Below are 22,015 nucleotides of genomic sequence, written 5' to 3' on the forward strand. Positions count from 1 at the left end.
CCGGGCTCGCGATCGCGACTGCGGCGACGGCGTTCCCCTCTGGCGGGGCGCTCGCCGCGACGGCCCGACTCGGCCGGCTGCTCGTCGGCGGTCTCGACGGGCGCCGTCGACTCCTCGGGAGCCTCCGCTGCCCCGGCGGCGTCCGTCGCATCCTCGACGAGAGCGGCGGCCTCCTCGGCCGCCTGACGGACGGCCGGGGGCTGGATCGTGCTCGCCGCGATCTGAGCGAGGGCGTTCTTGGCGTCGTCGGTGATCGCGTGCGTGCTGATCGGCTTCGTCGCCGGCGCGGAGGAGCGACCGGAGGAGGCGGACGGCTGGTCGCCGCCCTTTCCCCGACGACGCTGTTCCTGCTGCGGAGCGGCGGCGGACCGGTGTTTGAGGACCGGATCGTGGTGCACGATCACTCCGCGGCCGGCGCAGACCTCGCAGTTCTCGCTGAAGGTCTCGAGCAGGCCCAGACCCAGCTTCTTGCGGGTCATCTGGACGAGTCCGAGCGAGGTCACCTCCGCCACCTGGTGCTTCGTCCGGTCGCGGCTGAGGCACTCGACGAGTCGACGCAGCACGAGGTCGCGATTGGACTCGAGAACCATGTCGATGAAGTCGACCACGATGATGCCACCGATGTCGCGCAGACGCAGCTGGCGGACGATCTCCTCGGCCGCCTCGAGGTTGTTCTTGGTGACCGTCTCCTCGAGGTTTCCGCCCGAGCCGACGAACTTACCGGTGTTGACGTCGACGACGGTCATCGCCTCGGTGCGGTCGATGACGAGCGAGCCGCCGCTCGGGAGCCAGACCTTGCGCTCGAGCGCCTTCTCGATCTGCTCGGTGATGCGGAACTCGTCGAAGGCGTCCCTGTCTCCGGTGTAGACCTCGACCCGCTCGAGCAGGTCGGGGGCAACCTGACTGAGATACAGCTCGATCGTCTCGCGGGCGTCGTCGCCGGCGATCACCATCTTCTCGAAGTCCTCATTGAACACGTCGCGGACGATCTTGATGAGCAGGTCAGGCTCGCTGTGCAGGAGCGCCGGCGCCTGCCCGGTCGCCGCCTTGGCGCTCAGCGCGGTCCACTGCGCGGTGAGGCGCTCCACGTCGACGGTGAGCTGCTCCTCGGTGGCGCCCTCGGCCGCCGTGCGGACGATGACGCCGACGTTCTCGGGGAGCACCTCCTTGAGGATCTTCTTCAGGCGAGCGCGCTCGGTGTCGGGCAGCTTGCGCGAGATCCCGTTCATCGAGCCGTTCGGCACGTAGACGAGGTAGCGGCCGGGTAGCGAGACCTGGCTGGTCAGTCGCGCACCCTTGTGCCCGACGGGGTCCTTCGTGACCTGGACGAGGACCCGGTCGCCCGGCTTCAGCGCGAGCTCGATCCGGCGGGGTCCACCGGCATTGTTCGCAGCGTCCCAGTCGACCTCGCCCGAGTAGAGCACGGCGTTGCGGCCTCGACCGATGTCGACGAAAGCCGCCTCCATACTCGGTAAGACGTTCTGCACGCGGCCTAGGTAGACATTGCCGATGAGGGACGCCTCCTGCGAGCGGGCGACGTAGTGCTCGGCGAGGACACCGTCCTCGAGCACGCCGATCCGGATGCTGTCCTCCTTGGATCGGACGACCATCACCCGGTCGACGGCCTCGCGGCGCGCGAGGAACTCGGACTCGGTGACGACTGTGCGTCGGCGCCCGGCGTCGCGGCCGTCGCGGCGACGCTGCTTCTTCGCCTCCAGGCGGGTCGAGCCCTTGATGCGCTGGGGTTCGGTGATCAGCTCGGGCTCGCGCGGTTCGCGGGGCTCGCGCGGCTGCCGCACACGGACGACGGTGTTCTGGGGGTCGTCGGAGCCGGTGCGCTCGCTCTCACCGCTCCGGCGGCGCGAACGGCGGCGGACGGAGCCCTGCTCCTCCGGGGAGCTCTCGCGCTCGTCCTGGAGGCCGAGGGGAACCCCGCGAGGGGGCAGCGGGGCCAGCTCGACATAGTCGGGCAGGATCGGGGCCTGGAACAGGAGCGACGTGCTCGGCAGAGCGGGGCGCCGCGGCTCCTCGGGCTCGACGCTCGACGGCAGGGCGTCGACGACGGCGGCGACCGTCGAGGCGTGGTCCGGCTCGTCCACGGATTCCGCGCCGGAGGGCTCGGCGCTCGTCCGCGCGGCCTCCACCGCTGCGTGCTGCTCACCCGCCGCGGCGGTCTCTGTCCGGTCGGTCTCGGTCTGGTCGGTCTCGTTGCTGTCGATGATCGTCTCCCCTGTCGCTGGCGCGCTCGAGTCGGTGCGCCGGGAAGCCCGGCGACCACCGAAGAGGCGGCTGATCTTCCTGGCCCCGCTGCGGGGCTCGTCGCGGTCCGGATCGGATCCGCTCGTACTGTTGTCTTCCACCATTCCTGGTGCACTCCTCGGCCGGGTCGTTCGCCGCGCCTTCTCCCCGGATGCTTCTCTCGTGCGAGGGGCCTCGGCCCGTCGCGAATCCTTCCGCTCCCCCGGTCCCGTCGCTCACAGGCGCGGGACTCCGGTTGCAGCTTCACTCGGAACTGACTATCCGACACGCGCTCCCCCGCGGTGCGACCGGTGGTCGTCTCGCAGTGGAGCGGAGACCCGGCGCGTCCATTCGCGGAACGCTGTCGATCTCCTGTGGCCCGGTGCTCGCCCGGTAAACCTTCTTCGCGTCGGTGCGGGATCCCCCGGACCGACGGCTCCGATTATCGCACGCATTCCCAGAGGCGCTGATCCGGCGCGTGCCATAATCCCCCGGTGTCCAGCGATTCCGGGGTGCGCGACGCCCCTACCCAGCCGCGCCCCGTCGTCTTCGCCGTCCTGCTGATCGTCCTCGGCGTCATCGGCTGGATCGCGGCGTTCGCCCTGACGAACGACAAGTTCGCGGCCCTGGAGAGCCCGGAGGCGGGCCTGGGCTGCGACTTCAGCCTGCTGGTGCAGTGCAGCGCCAATCTGGACTCGCCACAGGGCGCGATCTTCGGCTTCCCCAATCCGCTGATCGGAGTCGCCGCGTGGATCGCCCCGATCGTGGTGGGTGCCGGCCTGCTCGCGGCGCCCGTTTCGACCGCTGGTTCTGGGCTGTCTTCAACCTCGGCTTCGTGCTGGCGCTGGTGTTCGTCGGCTGGTTGATCGCGACGAGTGTCTTCGCGCTCGGGACGCTCTGCCCCTGGTGCATGCTGACCTGGTCGGTCGTGATCCCGGGGTTCTGGCTCGTGACGCTGCGCAATCTGCGTGAGGGCGTGTTCCCCGTCCCTGCCGCTGTCCGCCGGGCCGCAGGCGCCGCCTACGGCTGGATCCCCTTCATCACTCTGGTCTGCTACCTCGGGATCGCGGTCATCGCGCAGCTCCGCCTGAACGTGCTCGCCTACCTCTGAAGCAGCGCTTCGGGAGGAGTGAGCGCGTCCTGCAGCGCGGGTCGCCGACGGCGGAGGGACTCAGGCGAACCAGAGTGCGAGCTCGCGCTCGGCGGACTCGACGCTGTCGGAGCCGTGGACCAGATTCTGCTGGACCGCGAGGCCCCAGTCGCGGCCGAGGTCACCGCGGATGGTGCCGGGAACGGCGGTCGTCGGGTCCGTCGTGCCGGCCAGAGCTCGGAAGCCCTCGATCACGCGGTCGCCCGCGATACGGAGGGCCACGATCGGGCCGCTCTCCATGAACTCGACGAGTGGCTCGTAGAACGGCTTCCCCTCGTGCTCGGCGTAATGGGCCGCGAGCAGCGCACGGTCGGCCTCGACGAGCTTCACGTCGACGAGCGAGTAGCCCTTCGCCTCGATCCGGCGCAGGATCTCACCGGTCAGGTTGCGGGCGACACCGTCGGGCTTGACGAGGACGAGGGTCTCCTGGGTAGCCATGGTTCAGCGTTCTCCTTCGATGGGGTCGGTGGGCTCCCCCGCCCGACGCGCCTGGGCGTCGAGACGGGTGCCGGTCACCATGCAGTACGTCCACAGAGCGACGAAAGCGGCGCCGATGACGTACATGATGGGTACCAGCAGGCCCGACGCCACGATAACGAACTGCAGCGCCCAGCCGAGGCGGAACCCGAGCGGACGGCTCAGCAGCCCCAGGGTGGCTACGAGCGCGAGACAGACCACCGCGCCTCCCACCAGGACGATCACCGGATCGGCGACCTTCAGACCGAAGGCGACGAGCGTCGCGAGGAAGACGATGACCGACTCGAAGCCGAGCACGATCGAGCCCAGGCTCTCTCGCACGGTCCGGGCTCGGCGTGGGCGGCCGGCCCTCACGAGCCCAGCCAGCCCTCGTCGCGGGAGACGGTGAGCGTGTGGCCGACAAGGGTGATCGAGCCGGTGACCAGGAGAGCGCCCTTCTCGGTGCGGGCCGCGAGGAGCCGACCCGCCGTGAGAGCGCCGCGCGGATCCTCCGCGACCCGCACCGCGTCCGCGGGGAAGATCGTGCGTGCCAGGGCGGCGAGGTCCTCGGCAGGCAGTGCGCGCGCGCTCGGAGCCGTGGTGACGATCAGCTCATCCACGACCGGCAGGAGCTCTCGGAGGATCCCCTCGGCGTCCTTCTCGGCCAGCACGCCGAGCACGACCGTCACCCGGTCGAAGTCGAAGTAGCGGCCGAGTGCAGCGGCGAGCGACGCTGCTCCGTGCGGGTTGTGCGCGGCGTCGACGATCGTCCGCGGGGCGAGGCCGACGAGCTGGAGGCGCCCGGGCGAGCTCGCTGCCGCGAAGCCCTCGTCGAGCACATCGCCGGTGAGCTCCTGCGTACCTCCGCCGAGGAAGGCTTCGACCGCCGCGACCGCGACGGCCGCGTTCTCTGCCTGGTGGTCGCCGAAGAACGGCAGCAGCAGGTGCTCGTAGGTGGCCGCCAGGCCGCGGACGGTGACCACCTGGCCACCGACGGCGACGGTCGTCGAGTCGACGTCGAAGTCGGCGCCCTCGATCGCGATGGTCGACTCGGTGACCGCGGCCGCGTGTCGTAGCACCGCCTCCGCCTCGGGCGCTGCCGTGCCGAGACGACGGACGCGAGCGGCTTCACGATGCCCGACTTCGTCCGCGCGATCTCCTCGACGGTGGAGCCGAGCCGATCGGTGTGGTCGAGCGCGATCGGCGTGAAGACGGCGACCTGCGCATCGGCGACGTTGGTGGAGTCCCACTCGCCCCCCATGCCGACCTCGATGACGGCGACGTCGATGGGAGCATCGGCGAAGGCCGCATAGGCGAGGACCGTGATCGCCTCGAAGAACGAGAGCGGAGCCTCGTCCTGCTCCGCGAGCTCGGCATCGGTCATGCGCAGATAGGGCTCGATGTCCTGCCAGTTGTCCGCGAGGCTGCGGTCCGAGATCGGCTCGCCGTCGATCACGATGCGCTCGTTGACGCGCTCGAGGTGCGGGCTGGTGAAGAGGCCCACGCGGAGCCCGTGAGCCCTCAGCAGGCTCTCAATCATCCGGCTGGTGGAGGTCTTGCCATTGGTGCCGGCGATCTGGATGACCGGATAGGCGCGCTGCGGGTCTCCGAGGATCTCCACGGCGCGACGGGTCGGCGCCAGGCGCGGGCGGACGCTCGCCTCGCCGAGGCGATCCAGGAGCGCCGCGTAGACGGCGTTCGCGGCGTCGCGGTCGGCGGAATCGCCCTCGACCGGATCAGACATCGGCGGCCTCGACTTTCTCGACGCGGATGATAGCGGTGCCCGCGGGTCCGAACGTGATCGCACCCTCGCCGCCCTCGAGCGCGACAGTGAGCGGGGTGAACGAGCAACCGGTGGCGAGGGTCTCCTCGGCGATCCAGAGCGCGTGCGGCTCGAGTGCGCGCAGGCTCGGCTCGTCCAGCACGACCTCCAGGACGATCCGATCGCTGACCTCGAAGCCCGCCGCCTTGCGAGCGTCCTGCACGGCGCGGATGAGATCGCGGGCGAGGCCCTCCGCCTCGAGCTCGGGCGTGGTCGCGGTGTCGAGCAGGACGAAGCCGCCGTGCGGCAGCAGGGCGATGGCGCGGTCGTCGCCGGCCGAGCCGCCGACCTCGAGCGTCAGCTCGTACTCCCCCTCGACCAGGTCGACGCCGCCTGCGGTGACGACACCCTCCGTCTCGCTCCAGTCCCCCGTCTTCGCCGCGCGGATCACGGCCTGCACCCCCTTGCCGAGTCGTGGACCGGCAGCGCGCGCATTCACGGCGAGCCGGGAGGTGACTCCGTAGGCGGCGGCGCTGGAGTCGACGAGCGGCACCAGCGACACCTGCTTGACGTTCAGTTCGTCGCGGAGGATCGCCTCGAAGGGCGCCAGCTCGGCGGCGTCGGTGACCACGACCGTCAGGCGCGCGAGGGGCAGCCGGACGCGGAGCCCGGCCTGCTTGCGGAGCGAGAGGGCCGTCGACGAGATGGCGCGCACGGCATCCATCGCGTGCACGAGCGCGTCGTCGACGGGGAACTCGTCCGCCTCTGGCCAGTCGGTCAGGTGCACGCTGCGACCGCCCGTGAGGCCCTGCCAGACTTCCTCGGTGACGAGCGGGAGGAGCGGCGCGGCGACCCGGCACACGGTCTCGAGGACCGTGAAGAGGGTGTCGAACGCCTCAGAGCCGCGGCCGTCGGCGTCGACGCCCTGCCAGAACCGGCCGCGCGAGCGGCGGACATACCAGTTGGTGAGTACGTCGGCGAAGTCGCGCAGCGCGGCGGCCGCGAGTGTCGAGTCGAGGCCCTCGAGGTGTGCGGTGACCGTGGCCACGAGGTCGTGCGTCTTGGCCAGGAGGTAGCGGTCGAGCACATCCTCGGAGTCGGTGCGCCGGGTCGCCTGGTAGCCGCCGCCCGCCGAAGCGTTGGCGTAGAGCGAGAAGAAGTACCAGGTGCTCCACAGCGGCAGCAGCACCTGGCGCACGCCCTCGCGGATCCCTTCCTCGGTGACCACGAGGTTGCCTCCGCGCAGCACCGGGCTCGACATGAGGAACCAGCGCATCGCGTCGGAGCCGTCGCGGTCGAAGACCTCCGCCACATCGGGGTAATTGCGCAGCGACTTCGACATCTTCTGTCCGTCTTCGCCGAGGACGATGCCGTGGCTGACCACGTTGCGGAATGCGGGCCGGTCGAAGAGCGCGGTCGACAGCACATGGAGCGTGTAGAACCAGCCGCGGGTCTGCCCGATGTACTCGACGATGAAGTCGGCCGGGTTGTGGGTGTCGAACCAGTCGGCGTTCTCGAACGGGTAGTGCACCTGCGCGAAGGGCATCGATCCGGAGTCGAACCAGACGTCGAGGACGTCGCTGATCCGCCGCATGGTCGAGCGACCGGTGGGGTCGTCCGGGTTCGGCCGGGTGAGCTCGTCGATGAACGGGCGGTGCAGGTCGTCGGGGCGCACGCCGAAGTCACGCTCGAGCTCGTCCAGGGAGCCGTACACGTCGATCCGCGGGTACTCGGGGTCGTCGCTCTTCCACACCGGTATCGGCGAGCCGAAGTAGCGGTTGCGGCTGATGGACCAGTCGCGCGCTCCCGAGAGCCACTTGCCGAACTGGCCGTCCTTGACGTTTTCGGGGACCCAAGTGATTCCCTGGTTGAGCTCCTCCATCCGGTCGCGGATCGCGGTGACCCGGACGAACCAGCTCGAGACCGCCTTGTAGATCAGCGGATTGCGGCAGCGCCAGCAGTGCGGGTAGGAGTGCTCGTAGCTGGCCTGGCGGAGCAGGCGGTGCCCTGCTCGCAGCAGCTGCGTGAGCGGCTTGTTCGCCTCGAACACCTGGAGGCCCGCGACCTCGGCGATCTGCGGCAGGAATCGCCCACCGTCGTCGACGGAGATGATCACGGGGATGCCCGCCGCCTCGCACACCTTCTGGTCGTCCTCGCCGTAGGCAGGGGCCTGGTGCACGATGCCCGTGCCCTCGCTCGTGGTGACGTAGTCGGCGACGAGGACTCGCCACGCGTTCTGCGTGCCCCAGGCCTCGGTGTCGGCGTAGTGGTCCCACAGGCGGTCGTAGCTGATCCCCTCCAGCTCGGAGCCGCGGTGGGTGCGCGAGACGGCGGCCAGGGCCGACTCCGGGTCCGGATAGCCGAGGTCCTTCGCGTAGGCGCCGACTGGTCGATGGCCAGGAGGTACTCAGCCGAGAGCTCGCGCTCCTCGGGCTCGCCCCTGCCGTCGGCCGCGCCGTCCGGGCCGGCGGGCACCACGGCGTACTCGATGTCGGGGCCGACGGCGAGAGCCATGTTGGTGGGCAGCGTCCACGGAGTCGTGGTCCACGCCAGCGCGCGCACCGCCGTGAGCTGCAACGCCTCGGCCGTCTCGCCCACCAGGGGGAAGGTGACGGTGACCGTCTGGTCCTGGCGGGCCTTGTAGACGTCGTCGTCCATCCGCAGCTCGTGGTTCGACAGCGGGGTCTGATCGCGCCAGCAGTAGGGCAGGACCCGGTGGCCCTCGTAGGCGAGGCCCTTGTCGTAGAGCTGCTTGAACGCCCAGATCACCGACTCCATGAAGGAGGGGTCGAGCGTCTTGTAGTCGTCGTCGAAGTCGACCCAGCGCGCCTGACGGGTGACGTACTCCTGCCACTCCCCCGTGTAGCGCAGCACCGACTCCTTCGCCGCGGCGTTGAAGGCCGCGACGCCCATCTCCTCGATCTGGGACTTGTCGGTGATGCCCAGCTGCCGCTCCGCCTCGAGCTCGGCGGGCAGCCCGTGGGTGTCCCAGCCGAAGCGGCGGTGCACCTGCTTCCCGCGCATCGTCTCGAAGCGGGGGAAGACGTCCTTCGCGTAGCCGGTGAGGAGGTGCCCGTAGTGCGGCAGACCGTTGGCGAAGGGCGGGCCGTCGTAGAACACCCACTCCGGTGCGCCCTCGCGCTGTCGGATCGACTCCCGGAAGGTGTCGTCCGCCTTCCAGTAGGCCAGCACATGCTCCTCGATCTCGGGGAAGCGCGGCGACGGAGTCACCCCGAGGCCGAACGCGGAGCCCTCGGCGGGCTCGGCACCGTGCGGGGTGGGCGGGGTCAGGGGGTAGGTCACGTGCGGTCTCCTGGCAGTGCTGCTGGTCTGCACGAGGACGGCCCGCCCGGATCTCAGACCCCGGGCCGGGTCGCGGTACCACCTCGCTTGGACCGGTCGGCCGGATCCTCCCGGAGGAGCTCCCGCTGACGCGTTCCCACTCGATCGGCTGTCACGGGCCGCACCCGTCCGGTTCTACTGGGCGCAGGCCGGGACCGGCGCCGTTCTTCCGGAGACTCGCCGGTGATGGCCGGGTCGAAGTCGTCCAGTCGATATCCTAGCGCGTCGACGGATGCGGAGCAGGAGCGGTCATGGTGCCAGGAATGCAGCGGGGACGGCCGCGCGCGTCGTCGCGCTCGATGCTCGAGGACGCGGCGCTGGACCTGTTCGTGGAGCAGAGCTACGCAGGCACCACGATCGAGCAGATCGCCCAGCGCGCCGGGGTCTCACGGAATACGTTCTTCAATTACTTCGACTCCAAGAGCGACGTCTTCTGGGTTCTGGTCGACGACAGGCTGGCCGAGCTCCCGGATGCTCTCGCCGCGGTCCCGACGGAGCGTCCGGTGATGGAGGCGCTCCGCGAGGCCCTGCTCGCGATCGGCGCCGGCTTCGGACCCGCGACGGTGCCGTGGGTGCTCACGCAGTCCGAGCTGATCGGGAGTGTGCACGAGCTGCAGGCGTCCGCCCTCTCGAGGCTCGCGCGGCAGGCCGCGGTCATCGCGCGGTTCGTCGAGGAGCGCGCGGCGCGTCCGCTGCCCTCCCACCTCACCCGGGCGATCGCCTACGCGAGCGTCGGAGCCGCCGTGGCGGCCGTGCAGGCGTGGGCCGGCGCGGGAGCGACCCGCGGGGAGCTGGTGCCCTACCTCGACGAGGCGCTCGCGCCCGTGTGCGCCGGCTTCGCCGCTTCGCTCGGCTGAACTCCCTCCCTCGCTCGCCCGACCCGCCTCGGGAGGCGACTCCGAGGCTCGCGGTAGGATCGGGACGGCCGGTGAGCGCCCCGCTCCGGAGCCACCATCCAGGCACCATCACCACCGACACGGTGCCGCCCATAGCGAACCGGAGCATCATGAACCACGCCGACCGCCTCCCTGCGAAGCCCGCCCTCGAAGGCCTCGAGAGCACGTGGGGGCTGCGCTGGCAGACCGACGGCACCTACCGGTTCGACCGCACCGGGCTCACCCGCGAGCACGTGTACTCGATCGACACCCCGCCGCCCACCGCGTCCGGCTCGCTCCACATCGGGCACGTGTTCTCCTACACGCACACCGACGTCGTCGCACGATTCCAGCGGATGAGCGGCAAGCACGTGTTCTACCCGATGGGCTGGGACGACAACGGCCTGCCCACCGAGCGCCGCGTGCAGAACTACTACGGCGTGCGCTGCGACCCGACCCTGCCGTACGATCCCGGATTCACACCTCCGTTCGAGGGCGGCGACACCAAGAGCAGCAGGGCCGCGGATCAGAAGCCGATCTCGCGCCGCAACTTCATCGAGCTCTGCGAACGCCTCACCGTCGAAGACGAGAAGCAGTTCGAGGACGTCTGGCGAACGCTGGGGCTCTCGGTCGACTGGTCGCAGAGCTACCGCACCATCGGAGACGAGTCGCAGGCCGCCTCCCAGCGCGCCTTCCTCCGCAACCTCGCCCGCGGCGAGGCGTACCAGGCCCAGGCTCCCACCCTCTGGGACATCACGTTCCGGACCGCCGTCGCGCAGGCCGAGCTCGAGGACAAGGATCAACCCGGCGCCTACCACCGGCTCGGCTTCCACCGCGACGGAGCCGAGGACGTCTTCATCGAGACGACCCGACCGGAGCTCCTGCCCGCCTGCGTCGCGCTCGTCGCGCATCCCGACGACGAGCGGTATCAGGCGCTCTTCGGCACGACCGTCCGCACGCCGCTCTTCGACGTCGAGGTGCCGGTGCTCGCCCACCACCTCGCGCAGAAGGACAAGGGCTCGGGCATCGCGATGATCTGCACCTTCGGCGACATCACCGATGTCGTGTGGTGGCGCGAACTCGACCTGCCGAACCGCGCGATCATCGGCTTCGACGGCCGGCTCGTGTCGGAGGCGCCCGCGGTGATCACCAGCCCGGCCGGCCGCGAGGCCTACTCCCAGCTCGCCGGCAAGACGGTCTTCTCGGCCAAGCAGGCTGTTGTGGCGCTGCTCACCGAATCGGGCGAGATGGTGGGCGATCCCCGCCCCATCACCCATCAGGTGAAGTTCTTCGAGAAGGGCGACAAGCCGCTCGAGATCGTCTCGACCCGTCAGTGTACATCACCAATGGCGCACGTGACGCCGCCCTCTCGGAGCGTCTGCTGGAGCTCGGCCGGGACGTACGCTTCGTGCCCGAGTTCATGCGCGTGCGCTACGAGAACTGGGTGAACGGACTCTCAGGCGACTGGCTGATCTCACGCCAGCGCTTCTTCGGCGTGCCGATCCCCGTCTGGTATCCGCTCGACGGCGACGGCAACCCCGTCTTCGACTCGCCGATCGTGCCGGACGAGGCGGCTCTGCCGGTCGATCCGTCCAGTGACCCGGCCCCCGGCTACTCCGAGGACCAGCGCGGAGTCGCGGGTGGGTTCCAGGGCGAGCTCGACGTGATGGACACCTGGGCGACCTCCTCGCTGACCCCGCAGCTCGCAGGCGGCTGGGAGCGCGACGACGAGCTCTGGCAGCTCGTCGCTCCCTACGACCTGCGCCCGCAGGGTCAGGACATCATCCGCACCTGGCTCTTCTCGACCCTCCTACGCTCGCAGCTGGAGGACGGTAGGGCGCCGTGGCGCACCGCCACCGTCTCGGGCTTCATCGTCGACCCCGACCGCAAGAAGATGTCGAAGTCGAAGGGCAACGTCGTTACCCCCGCCGCGATGCTGGAGCAGCACGGCTCCGATGCGGTGCGCTACTGGGCCGCCTCCTCGCGTCTGGGAACCGACGCCGCGTTCGACCCGCAGAACCCGACGCAGATCAAGATCGGCCGCCGCCTGGCGATCAAGATCCTCAACGCCGCCAAGTTCATCCACGGTTTCCCGCTCGCCGAGAGCGCCGGAGTCGCCGACCCGCTCGACCTCAGCATGCTCGCCACGCTCGACACAGTGATCGCCGAGGCGACGAGCGCTCTCGAGAACTACGACCACGCCCGCGCTCTCGAGACGATCGAGGCGTTCTTCTGGACGTTCTGCGACGACTACCTCGAGCTGGTGAAGGAGCGCGCGTACGGCGAGGACGGTGTCTCCGCTGCCGCTGCCCTGCACCGGGCGCTCGACGCTCTGCAGCGCCTGTTCGCGCCGTTCCTGCCCTTCGCGACGGAGGAGACGTGGTCGTGGTCGCACGACGACTCGGTGCACCTGCGACCGTGGCCGACCGTCGCAGGCCTCGGCGGCGACCCGGCCGTGCTCGCCGCGGCGAGCACCGTCCTCACCGCCGTCCGCCGAGCGAAGACCGACGCGAAGGCCTCGCAGAAGACACCGGCACGCTCGGCCGTGGTCACCGCTCCGGCGCCGCTGGTCGCCTCTCTGCGCCTCGCCGCAGGCGACCTCGCCGCCGTCGGACGGATCGCGCAACTCGAGTTCGCCGAGGGCGACGAGCTCACGGTGAGCGTCGAGCTCGAGACCGAGGCGTAGGAGGCTCCCCCGGGAGGCGGGACGACCCGCCTCCCCCCGCAGCGACGAGAGGAAGACCGATGCAGCTCGGAACCCGGTGGACGCTCGGCGGCACGCCGCCGCAGACCCTGCCCGAGATCGTGGTCACCGCGATCCGCGATGTCGAAGGAGAGCTGGCCGCGGCCGGCACCACGACGACCGACTGGCACTGGACGCTCACGTGGCTCGAGGGCCGCCCGGTGCTCGAGCTCGATGACGGCACGACCATCACCCACCGCGCCGACGAGGATGCCGCGTACATCACGCAGCCGCAGGGGCGTGTCGATGACGAGGACGACGACTGGGGCTGAGCCCCACGGCGCGGGGCCGCGCCGTCCGCCTCCCTCGCAGCCCTAGGCTCACAGGGTGAGCGCTCCCGATCCCGTCGCCGTCCTGCTCGAGCCCAGCGTCCTCCCGCACGGCCTCCCCAACTTCGCCTCCGTCGATCCGGAGGCGTACCGGCCGGCCTTCCTTGAGGCGATGCGGAGGCACCGGGCCGAGATCGAGGCCATCGCCGGGTCGTCCGAGTCCCCGTCCATCGAGAACACTCTCGTCGCCCTGGAGCGCGCGGGCCGCGAGCTGCGCCGAGTGAGCGCCGTCTTCTTCACCGTCAGCGCCTCAGACCGCACACCGCTGACCGACGCTCTGGAGGCGGAGCTCGCGCCGCTCCTGTCGGCCCACGACGACGCTGTCACTCTCGAACCCCGCCTCTTCTCGCGCTTGCGCGACCTCGCCGACAGGGCGCCTCGCTCGGGCTGGACGCCGAGACCGCCTACCTCCTCGAGCGGCGGCTCGCCGGATTCGAACGGGCGGGTGCCCTTCTCGACGACGACGGCAAGGCGCGGCTCCGCGAGCTCAACGAGCAGCTCTCGAGCCTCACCACGCGCTTCGAGAAGAATCTGCTCGCCGAGTCGAACGATCGCGCCGTGCTGATCACCGACCCGGCCGAACTGGACGGGCTCGACGCCTCCGACCTTTCGTCCGCCGCGCGCGCGGCCGAGAGCCGCGGCGAGACGGGATGGCTGATCGCCCTCCCCCTCTACTCGGGGCATCCCTGGCTGTCGCGACTGCGCGACCGCGGCGTCCGCGAACGTCTCCTGCGCGCCTCGACGGGTCGCGCCTCCGAGGGCGGACAGCACGACAACGCCGCTCTGGTGCAGCAGATCGCCGGGCTCCGCGCCGAACGGGCCGGACTGCTCGGCTTCTCCTCGCACGCGGACTTCGTGATCTCGGGACAGACCGCAGGCTCACCCGAGCGGGTCCTCACCCTCCTGCACACGCTCGCTGCTCCTGCCGCTCGCAATGTTCGCGTAGAACTCGAGCGCATGCAGGAGCTCGCCGACGCCGAGCAGGACGCGGCGGGCAGCCCGCGCTTCACGCTCGAGCCGTGGGACCGTGCCTACTACGAGGAGCGGGTGCGCACCGAGAGCTATGCGGTGGACTCAGGGGCCCTCCGCCCCTACTTCGAGCTGGAGCGCGTGCTGCACGACGGCGTCTTCGCCGCCGCGACGGCCCTCTACGGCATCCGCTTCGTCGAGCGGCCCGACCTCCTCGGCTACAGCGCGCACGTCCGCGTCGTCGAGGTGCTCGAGGAGGACGGTGCGCCGCTGGGACTGTTCCTGTTCGATCCGTTCACCCGCGACAGCAAGCGAGGAGGCGCGTGGATGAACTCGCTCTCCTCGCGGACGTCGCTCCTGGGCGACTCGGCCGTCGTCGTCAACAACCTCAACCTGTCCGCCCCGGCCCCGGGCGAGCCCGCCCTGCTCGGCCTCGACGAGGTCAGGACCCTCTTCCACGAGTTCGGCCACGCGCTGCACGGGCTCTTCGCGAGCACGCGCTATCCGCGTTTCGCCGGCACCGCCGTCTTCCGCGACTTCGTCGAGTTCCCGAGCCAGGTGAACGAGATGTGGGCGCTGCGGCCCGAACTGCTCGAGTCGTACGCCCGGCACGTCGAGACCGGCGAGCAGCTGCCGTCCGGGACCGTCGAGCGGCTGGAGGCGGCCACCCTCTGGGGCGAGGGCTTCTCGACAAGCGAGTACCTCGCCTCTGCCCTGCTCGACCTCGCCTGGCATGCGCTGCCCGCCCCGGTCGAGCCGCGTGACGTGGCTGCCTTCGAGGAGGAAGTACTCGCCGGAGCCGGACTCCTTCTGCCTGCGGTACCGCCCCGGTACCGCAGCACCTACTTCGCCCACGTGTTCTCGGGAGGCTACTCGGCGGGGTACTACTCGTACATCTGGAGCGAGATACTCGACGCCGACACCGGCGAGTGGTTCGAGGAGACCGGGGGCCTGACGCGCGAAGCCGGGGAGCGGTTCCGACGAGGGCTGCTCGCGCTCGGCGGATCCCGCGACCCGCTCGACGCGTACCGTGCCTTTCGTGGCCGTGACGCTCGCACCGAGCCCCTTCTCGAGCGGCGCGGGCTCGTCTAGAGACGACGCGCGGGGACGACCCAGGCGAGGACCACGAGTCCGACGACGAGTCCCCAGAACGCGGATCCGATCCCGGCGATCGACGTGCCTGAGGCGGTGACCAGGAGAGTGGCGGCGGCTGCGAGCCGCAGCCGGGGCTCCTCGACCGCGGACTGAACGGCAGAGACGAACACTCCCAGGAGCGCGAGTCCGGCGACCGCTTCGATCAGCAGAGGGCTTGCCGACGAGACCAGTGCGGCGGCCGCTCCCGCCACGAGGCCCAGCACCAGATAGGAGGCGCCCGCCGACACCGAAGCGATCCAGCGCTGTTCCGGCCGCGGCGAGGCCTCGGGCCCTGCGGTCAGAGCCGCGCTCAGAGCAGCGAAGTTGACCGGTACTCCCCCGAACACGGCGGCGACGCCCGAAAGTGCTCCCGAAGACACGATGCCCGCTCGGGCGTGCGCGTCGTAGCCGAAACTCGACAGCACGGCGATCCCCGGGATGTTTTGCCCCGCCATCGTGACGACGTAGAGCGGCAGACCGACGCCCACCATCGCCCCGATCTCGAACACCGGTGCGACGAACTGCGGCACAGGGAGAAGCGGCGCACCCGCCAGTGCGGAACCGTCGGTCACCAGGAGCAGCACGATCGCGAGCGCGATCGCGGCCGGTACCGCCCAGCGCGGCAGCAGCCGCACGAGCAACAGCCAGAGCACGATCACCGGGACCGCGAGGACGGGGATCTCGACTGCGGCACGGACCGGCGCCAGAACGAGGGGGAACAGGATGCCGGCGAGCATCGCGGTGGCGAGCGGTCGCGGGATGCGCGCCACGAGCCTCCCGAGTGCCGGCCAGAGCCCGGTCACGACGAGCAGGGCGGAGGCGACGAGGAATGCGCCGACCGCGCGGTCGAACCCGCCGGGCAGCGTCGCCGTGGCGGCGAGGAGGGCTGCTCCCGGGGTGCTCCACGCGAAGGTCATCGGCACTCGGTAGCGCAGGCTCAGCAGAATGCAGAGCAGTCCCTGCAGCACGCAGACCGCAAGGAGCCCCGAGGCCGCCTGCGAGTCGGTGGCACCGACCGCGACGACTCCCGCGAGGACGATCGCGAACGAGCTCGAGAAGCCGGTGAGGGCGGCGACGACTCCGGCGAGCAGCGGCTGGACGATGGCGGAGCCTCCGGTCGGGACGAGCCGCGGCCCTCGGCCGTCGGGCGCACCGGGGGCGCGCCCTGCCAGAGTAGGGACGGTGCCGCGCCGGGCTCAGCGATCAGGCGGGCCAATCTCGGCCAACTGGCGCGCAGCCGGACGTGCTCAGCGCCGGGTTTTGCGGTTCAGGCGCTCTTCTCCTGGCGGCGCGGAGCGTGCGGCACGATCGTCGGAGCGGCGTTGTCGAGCACGGCCTCACGGGTCACGACGACGCGGGCGACCTCGTCCGACGAGGGCACCTCGAACATGATCGGCCCGAGGACCTCCTCGAGGATCGCGCGGAGCCTCGGGCCCCGGTCTGGCGCAGCACGGCCAGATCTGCGATCGCTTCGAGCGCGCCGCGGTCGAACTCGAGCTCGACTCCATCGATCTCGAACATCCGCTGGTACTGCTTCACGAGCGCATTGCGAGGTTCGGTGAGGATCTGCATCAGCGCATCCTGATCGAGCTGCGTCACCGTGGTCACCACGGGGAGGCGGCCGATGAACTCGGGGATCAGCCCGAACTTGTGCAGGTCCTCCGGGAGGACCTCGCTGAAGATGTTGATCTCGTCTTCCTTGTTGTGCAGGGGGGCACCGAAGCCGATGCCGCGCTTCCCCGCTCGAGAGGAGATGATGTCCTCCAGCCCGGCGAACGCTCCCGCCACGATGAAGAGGACGTTCGTCGTGTCGATCTGGATGAACTCCTGGTGCGGGTGTTTGCGCCCGCCCTGCGGCGGCACCGAGGCGACCGTCCCCTCAAGGATCTTGAGCAGCGCCTGCTGCACGCCCTCACCGGAGACGTCACGGGTGATCGAGGGATTCTCGGCCTTCCGCGCGATCTTGTCGACCTCGTCGATGTAGATGATGCCGGACTCTGCCCGCTTGACGTCGTAGTCTGCGGCCTGGATGAGCTTCAGGAGGATGTTCTCGACGTCCTCGCCGACGTAGCCCGCCTCGGTGAGGGCCGTGGCGTCCGCCACCGCGAAGGGCACGTTCAGCCGCTTCGCCAGGGTCTGCGCGAGGTACGTCTTGCCGCAGCCCGTCGGGCCGATCAGCAGAATGTTGCTCTTCGCGATCTCGACCTCGTCATGGATCGCGTCGGCCGCCGTGATGGTGTTGCGGGCGCGGACACGCTTGTAGTGGTTGTAGACCGCGACCGCGAGCGCCCGCTTGGCCTGGTCCTGCCCGATCACGTACTCCTCGAGAAAGCCGTAGATCTCCTTCGGCTTCGGCAGATCGAACTCGTGGCTCGTCTCTTCGCTCGACTCCGAGAGCCGCTCCTCGATGATCTCGTTGCAGAGCTCGACGCACTCGTCGCAGATGTAGACACCCGGCCCTGCGATCAGCTGCTGGACCTGCTTCTGGCTCTTGCCGCAGAAGGAGCACTTCAGCAGGTCGGCGCTTTCGCCAATACGTGCCACGGGGATGCCCCACTTCCTTGTCGTGCGTTGATCGGTCGTGCGTCGGTCGAGTCGTGCGCGGAGCGACGACGCCCCGGCAGTGAGAACAGTGCCGTCCCACCGAGCTGTGCTCCGAGCCTAGCCGCTGAGGCACGACGCCTCGGCAGGCGGGCCGGATTGGCCGCGCCTTGCGCTGAGTGTGGCGCTTTGCTACGGCACGACAGCAGACACGGAGGGGCCGGGCGGCGGATCGCTCCGACGCCCGGCCCCTCCGAACGGTGCTCAGACCGTGAGAGCCGGAAGGCTCTTGCGGCTGGTGAGGACCTGGTCGATCAGTCCGTACTCGAGCGCATCGCTCGCGCCGAGGATCTTGTCGCGGTCGATGTCCTTCTTCACCTGCTCGATCGAGCGGTTCGAGTGACTCGACAGGGTCTCCTCCAGCCACTCGCGCATACGCATGATCTCGGCCGCCTGGATCTCGATGTCCGAGGCCTGGCCTCCGCCCTGCTGGACGGCCGGCTGGTGGATCAGGATGCGCGCGTTGGGTAGAGCGAGCCGCTTGCCGGGCGTTCCCGCGGCGGTCAGCACAGCAGCGGCCGAAGCGGCCTGGCCGAGGACCACGGTCTGGATGTGCGGACGGATGTACTGCATCGTGTCGTAGATCGCCGTCATCGCGGTGAAGGATCCGCCGGGCGAGTTGATGTACATCACGATGTCGCGGTCCGGGTCCTGGCTCTCGAGCACGAGGAGCTGGGCCATGATGTCGTCCGCGGACGCGTCGTCGACCTGCACTCCGAGGAAGATGATGCGGTCTTCGAAGAGCTTGGCGTACGGATCCTGGCGCTTGTAGCCGTAGGCCGTGCGCTCTTCGAAGGTGGGGAGGATGTAGCGCGAGGACGGCGCGGCTCCCGAGCCGAAAGCCGTTCCGCCGAAGGTGGGTGTGGTCATTGTCTGTTCCTGATCTCTCGGCGCGTTCGCTGGACTAGTCGGCGATGGCGGTTCCGCCACCGCCGGCGACGTCGGTCGCCGAGGAGCGGATGTGGTCGACGAAGCCGTACTCGAGAGCCTCCTCGGCACTGAACCAGCGGTCACGGTCACCATCCTCGTTGACCTGCTCGACAGTCTTGCCGGTCGCCTTCGCGGTGATCTCGGCGAGGCGCTTCTTCATGTCGAGGATGAGCTGCGCCTGGGTCTGGATGTCGGAGGCGGTGCCACCGAAGCCACCGTGCGGCTGGTGCAGGAGCACGCGGGCGTTGGGCGTGATGTAGCGCTTGCCCTGGGTACCGGCGGTGAGCAGGAGCTGGCCCATCGAGGCCGCCATCCCGATGCCCACGGTCACGATGTCGTTCGGGACGAACTGCATCGTGTCGTAGATCGCCATGCCCGCGGTGATCGAGCCACCGGGCGAGTTGATGTAGAGGTAGATGTCCCGCTCGGCGTCCTCAGCCGCGAGCAGCAGGAGCTTCGCGGCGATCTCGTTGGCGTTCTCGTCGCGCACCTCGGAACCGAGCCAGATGATCCGGTCCTTCAGGAGGCGGTCGAAAACACTGTTGGGCATAACCATGTCGGCCATGTATTGCTCCGTTTCAGTTGTCGCTTCGGAGGCGAATCTATCGGACGCCGCCAGGCCGATCCGCCCGTGTTCGCCGGGGGCGGAGCGGGAGGGGTCCGTGTTCGCCCGGGGCGGACCGAGCATCCGGAAACGGCAGGAGCCGCCCTCCGACGGATCGGGGGCGGCTCCTGGTCGTGCTCGCGGCGACTACTCCGCGGCCGGGGTCTCCTCGGCGGGAGCTGCGGCCTTCTTCTTGGCCGGCGCACGCTTCTTCTTCGGAGCCGGGGCGGGCTCCTCCTCGGCGGCGATCTGCTCGGCGTCGGGCTCGGCGGGCACCTCGCGTCGGCGGCGGCCTGGGCCTCCTCGACGACCTCGGCCTCGTCCGAGGCGACGGCCTCGTCGGCGGAATCGCCCGCCTCGCCGTCGCCCGGCACCGCGGTGAACGCAGTCAGGTCGACGGCGTTGCCCTCGGTGTCGGTGACCTTCGCCTTGCCCAGGACGATCGCGAGTGCCTTGTTGCGGGCGACCTCGCCGACCATCTGGCCGATCTGGTTGTTCTCGGAGAGGATCTTGATGAACTCGTTCGGCTCCATGCCGTACTGCGCCGCACCCTGGATGAGGTACTGCGTCAGCTCGTCCTGGCTGACCTGGACCTTCTCCTGCTCGACGATGTGGTCGAGGAGGATCTGGGTCCTGAAGGTCTTCTCGCTGGCCTCGGCCACCTCGGCGCGGTGCGCCTCGTCCTCCAGGCGGTTCTCGCCCTCGAGGTGGCGGTGCACCTCGTCCTCGACGAGCGCCGCCGGGACGGGGATCTCGACGAGCGCGAGGAGAGCGTCGACGAGCTTCTCGCGCGCCTCGCCGCCCTGGCTGAAGGTCTTCTGTTGAGCGGCCTGCTCCTTGAGCGACTCGCGCAGCTCGGCGATGGTGTCGAACTCGCTCGCGATCTGCGCGAAGTCGTCGTCGGCCTCGGGGAGCTCGCGCTCCTTCACCGCTGTGAGCGTGACGGCGATCTCGGCCTGCTCGCCGGCGTGGTCGCCGCCGAGCAGCGGCGCGGTGAAGGTGGTGCTCTCGCCCGCGGTCAGCGAATCCAGCGCCTCGTCGATGCCCTCGATCAGCTCGCCCGAGCCGAGCTCGTACGAGATCGCGTTGGCGGTGTCGACCTCGACGCCGTCGATCGAGGCGACCAGGTCGATCTGCGCGAAGTCGCCGGTGGTGGCGGGGCGGTCGACGGTGACCAGCGTGCCGAAGCGGCTGCGGAGCTTGTCGAGCTCTGCGTCGACGTCGTCGTCGGCGATCGCGGCCGCCTCGACGGTGAGCGCGATGCCCTCGTACTCCGGGACGGTGATCTCGGGGCGCACGTCCACTTCGATGGCGAGCTCGAGGTCGCCGGTGAAGTCCTTGTCGTTCGGCCAGGTCACGATGTCGGCCTGGGGGCGGCCCAGCGGGCGCACCTCCGACTCGCGGACGGCCTCGCGGTAGAAGCCGTCGAGGCCCTCGTTCACCGCGTGCTCGAGCACGGCGGCCTTGCCGACGCGCTGGTCGACGATCGCCGGCGGGACCTTGCCCTTGCGGAAGCCGGGGACGTTGATCTGCTCGGCGATGTGGCCGTAGGCGTGGGTGATGCTGGGGCCGAGCTCGTCCGGGGTGACCGAAATCGCGAGCTTCACGCGCGTCGGGCTCAGCTTTTCTACCGTGGTCTTCACGTGAGGGGATCTCCTGTGCTGGTTGGTGTCGGCGCCGGATGACCGGTCGTCACGGGTCGATGTCGTCACGATGAGTTCTCGTGGTCGGGGCGACAGGATTCGAACCTGCGACCTCCCGCTCCCAAAGCGGGCGCTCTAGCCAAGCTGAGCTACGCCCCGGATGCGCGGGCCTGGGGACCGTGCGGTGAGACTCTCGTCGAGCCGTCCCCGCACGTCCGCTCGCGCGACACGCCGAAATGGCCTTCGCAAGTGTACTGCACAGCAGCCGCGGCGGCCGGAACTGCGCGACGGCTCCGGCAGCGGGCGTGTGCGATGTCGGCGACGGCCGACGGATGTACTACTGTGTTCTGGTGCCCGTTCGCGAGAGCGGGTCATCCAATCCGAGATCCGGAGCCTGAGGCTCTCGGCCTCGCGATTCGGGGCTGTAGCTTAGTGGTAAAGCCTCTGTCTTCCAAACAGATGATGCGAGTTCGATTCTCGTCAGCCCCTCCGTTTTCCTCTTGCCTGGCACGAACGGGTCCGCGCGCGAGCGGGTCTTTCTGGCACGAACGGTTCCGTCTGGCACGAACAGAGCCGCTGTGCACGAACGGGGCTGCCCGGCGCGACCGTGTTCGGCAAGAACGGCCTCCTTTCCTCGAACCGTCCCTCACCCTCCCGCGTCAGTGGTCCGCTTCCCGGTGCTCCTGCGCGAGTCCGAGGTAGGAGGCGGCGTTCCGGCGGATGTCCGCCCGCTCCTGCTCCGTCAGCTCCCGACGAACCTTCGCCGGGGACGCCGGCGACGAGGGAGCCGGGCGGCACGACCGTCCCCTCCAGCACCACCGCGCCGGCGGCGACGAGGGAGCCGGTGCCGATGACGGCGCCGTTGAGGACGGTCGCGTTCATCCCCACGAGCACCTCGTCCTCGACGGTGCAGCCATGCAGGACCGCGTTGTGACCGACCGAGACGCCCGCACCGATGACGGCGTCCCTGCCCGCGTCGACGTGCACGACCACCCCGTCCTGCAGGTTGCTGCCCTCTCCCACCTCGATCCGCGCGTGCTCGGCGCGCAGGACGGCGCCGTACCAGACGCTCACGCGCTCGCGGAGGCCGACCGAGCCGACGAGCGTCGCGCCGGGGGCGATCCAGGCGGACGGCGCGATCTGCGGTGTCCGGCCGCCGGGCAGGGAGAGCACGCGTGCGCCCTCGGCGGGAATCGATGCCATCTCGATGGTCCTCTCGGGTCGTGAAACGTGGACCAC

The 22,015-nt window shown here is 69.9% G+C and carries 8 protein-coding genes, 2 tRNA genes and 8 pseudogenes; 6 read left to right on the plus strand and 12 right to left on the minus strand.

Annotated elements, in window-relative coordinates; translation table 11 throughout:
- Positions 1-2,363 (minus strand): Rne/Rng family ribonuclease (locus ACH61_RS00640; protein ID WP_236713476.1); only part of this gene is annotated, 2,363 nt, incomplete at its 3' end.
- Between the two features lie 387 nt (positions 2,364-2,750).
- Here ACH61_RS00640 and ACH61_RS00645 point away from each other — a divergent pair.
- Positions 2,751-3,349: pseudogene (locus ACH61_RS00645) on the plus strand (vitamin K epoxide reductase family protein).
- Positions 3,350-3,409: 60 nt separating this feature from the next.
- Here the strand turns inward: ACH61_RS00645 and ndk are convergent.
- The 4 genes and pseudogenes from ndk to ileS all read right to left on the minus strand — a co-directional run bounded on the left by ndk (position 3,410) and on the right by ileS (position 8,909).
- A complete protein-coding gene (ndk, locus tag ACH61_RS00650) occupies positions 3,410-3,826 on the minus strand; it encodes a nucleoside-diphosphate kinase (RefSeq protein ID WP_068207332.1) in 417 nt (138 codons plus the stop codon).
- Between the two features lie 3 nt (positions 3,827-3,829).
- Positions 3,830-4,186, minus strand: a complete 357-nt coding sequence (locus ACH61_RS00655; RefSeq protein WP_236713477.1) for a DUF4233 domain-containing protein — start codon at positions 4,184-4,186, stop codon at positions 3,830-3,832.
- Positions 4,187-4,215: 29 nt separating this feature from the next.
- Positions 4,216-5,588: pseudogene (locus tag ACH61_RS00660) on the minus strand (bifunctional folylpolyglutamate synthase/dihydrofolate synthase).
- Positions 5,581-8,909 (minus strand): annotated as a pseudogene (gene ileS / locus ACH61_RS00665) (isoleucine--tRNA ligase). The pseudogenes ACH61_RS00660 and ileS overlap by 8 nt, the downstream one beginning before the upstream one ends.
- 290 nt (positions 8,910-9,199) lie before the next feature.
- On the opposite strand from ileS, the gene ACH61_RS00670 reads away from it, so the two are divergent.
- The 4 genes and pseudogenes from ACH61_RS00670 to ACH61_RS00685 all read left to right on the plus strand — a co-directional run bounded on the left by ACH61_RS00670 (position 9,200) and on the right by ACH61_RS00685 (position 14,956).
- Positions 9,200-9,805 (plus strand): TetR/AcrR family transcriptional regulator, encoded by a 606-nt coding sequence (locus ACH61_RS00670; RefSeq protein WP_068207338.1) that lies wholly within the window; start codon positions 9,200-9,202, stop codon positions 9,803-9,805.
- A gap of 149 nt (positions 9,806-9,954) precedes the next feature.
- Positions 9,955-12,509: pseudogene (gene valS, locus ACH61_RS00675) on the plus strand (valine--tRNA ligase).
- A gap of 59 nt (positions 12,510-12,568) precedes the next feature.
- A complete protein-coding gene (locus ACH61_RS00680; protein ID WP_068207341.1) occupies positions 12,569-12,838 on the plus strand; it encodes a hypothetical protein in 270 nt (89 codons plus the stop codon).
- A gap of 169 nt (positions 12,839-13,007) precedes the next feature.
- Positions 13,008-14,956, plus strand: a pseudogene (locus ACH61_RS00685) (M3 family metallopeptidase).
- Here ACH61_RS00685 and ACH61_RS00690 read toward each other — a convergent pair.
- The 6 genes and pseudogenes from ACH61_RS00690 to ACH61_RS00715 all read right to left on the minus strand — a co-directional run bounded on the left by ACH61_RS00690 (position 14,953) and on the right by ACH61_RS00715 (position 20,935).
- Positions 14,953-16,170 carry a benzoate/H(+) symporter BenE family transporter gene (locus tag ACH61_RS00690; protein ID WP_082844905.1) on the minus strand — a complete coding sequence of 406 codons (1,218 nt, stop codon included), beginning with the start codon at positions 16,168-16,170 and terminating at the stop codon, positions 14,953-14,955. The pseudogene ACH61_RS00685 and the gene ACH61_RS00690 overlap by 4 nt on opposite strands.
- A 95-nt stretch (positions 16,171-16,265) precedes the next feature.
- Positions 16,266-17,542: pseudogene (gene clpX / locus ACH61_RS00695) on the minus strand (ATP-dependent Clp protease ATP-binding subunit ClpX).
- Positions 17,543-17,803: 261 nt separating this feature from the next.
- A complete protein-coding gene (locus tag ACH61_RS00700) occupies positions 17,804-18,469 on the minus strand; it encodes an ATP-dependent Clp protease proteolytic subunit (protein ID WP_068207347.1) in 666 nt (221 codons plus the stop codon).
- A gap of 34 nt (positions 18,470-18,503) precedes the next feature.
- Positions 18,504-19,094 (minus strand): ATP-dependent Clp protease proteolytic subunit, encoded by a 591-nt coding sequence (locus tag ACH61_RS00705; protein ID WP_068207349.1) that lies wholly within the window; start codon positions 19,092-19,094, stop codon positions 18,504-18,506.
- 186 nt (positions 19,095-19,280) lie between these two features.
- Positions 19,281-20,776: pseudogene (tig, locus tag ACH61_RS00710) on the minus strand (trigger factor).
- Positions 20,777-20,857: 81 nt separating this feature from the next.
- A tRNA-Pro gene (locus tag ACH61_RS00715) sits at positions 20,858-20,935 on the minus strand.
- 259 nt (positions 20,936-21,194) lie between these two features.
- Between ACH61_RS00715 and ACH61_RS00720 the strand changes: the two genes are divergently transcribed.
- Positions 21,195-21,265, plus strand: a tRNA-Gly gene (locus ACH61_RS00720).
- Between the two features lie 170 nt (positions 21,266-21,435).
- Here the strand turns inward: ACH61_RS00720 and ACH61_RS00725 are convergent.
- Positions 21,436-21,979 (minus strand): annotated as a pseudogene (locus tag ACH61_RS00725) (gamma carbonic anhydrase family protein).
- Between the last annotated feature and the right edge of the window lie 36 nt (positions 21,980-22,015).

It is taken from the genome of Rathayibacter tanaceti (assembly GCF_001634385.1).
Lineage (GTDB): Bacteria > Actinomycetota > Actinomycetes > Actinomycetales > Microbacteriaceae > Rathayibacter > Rathayibacter tanaceti.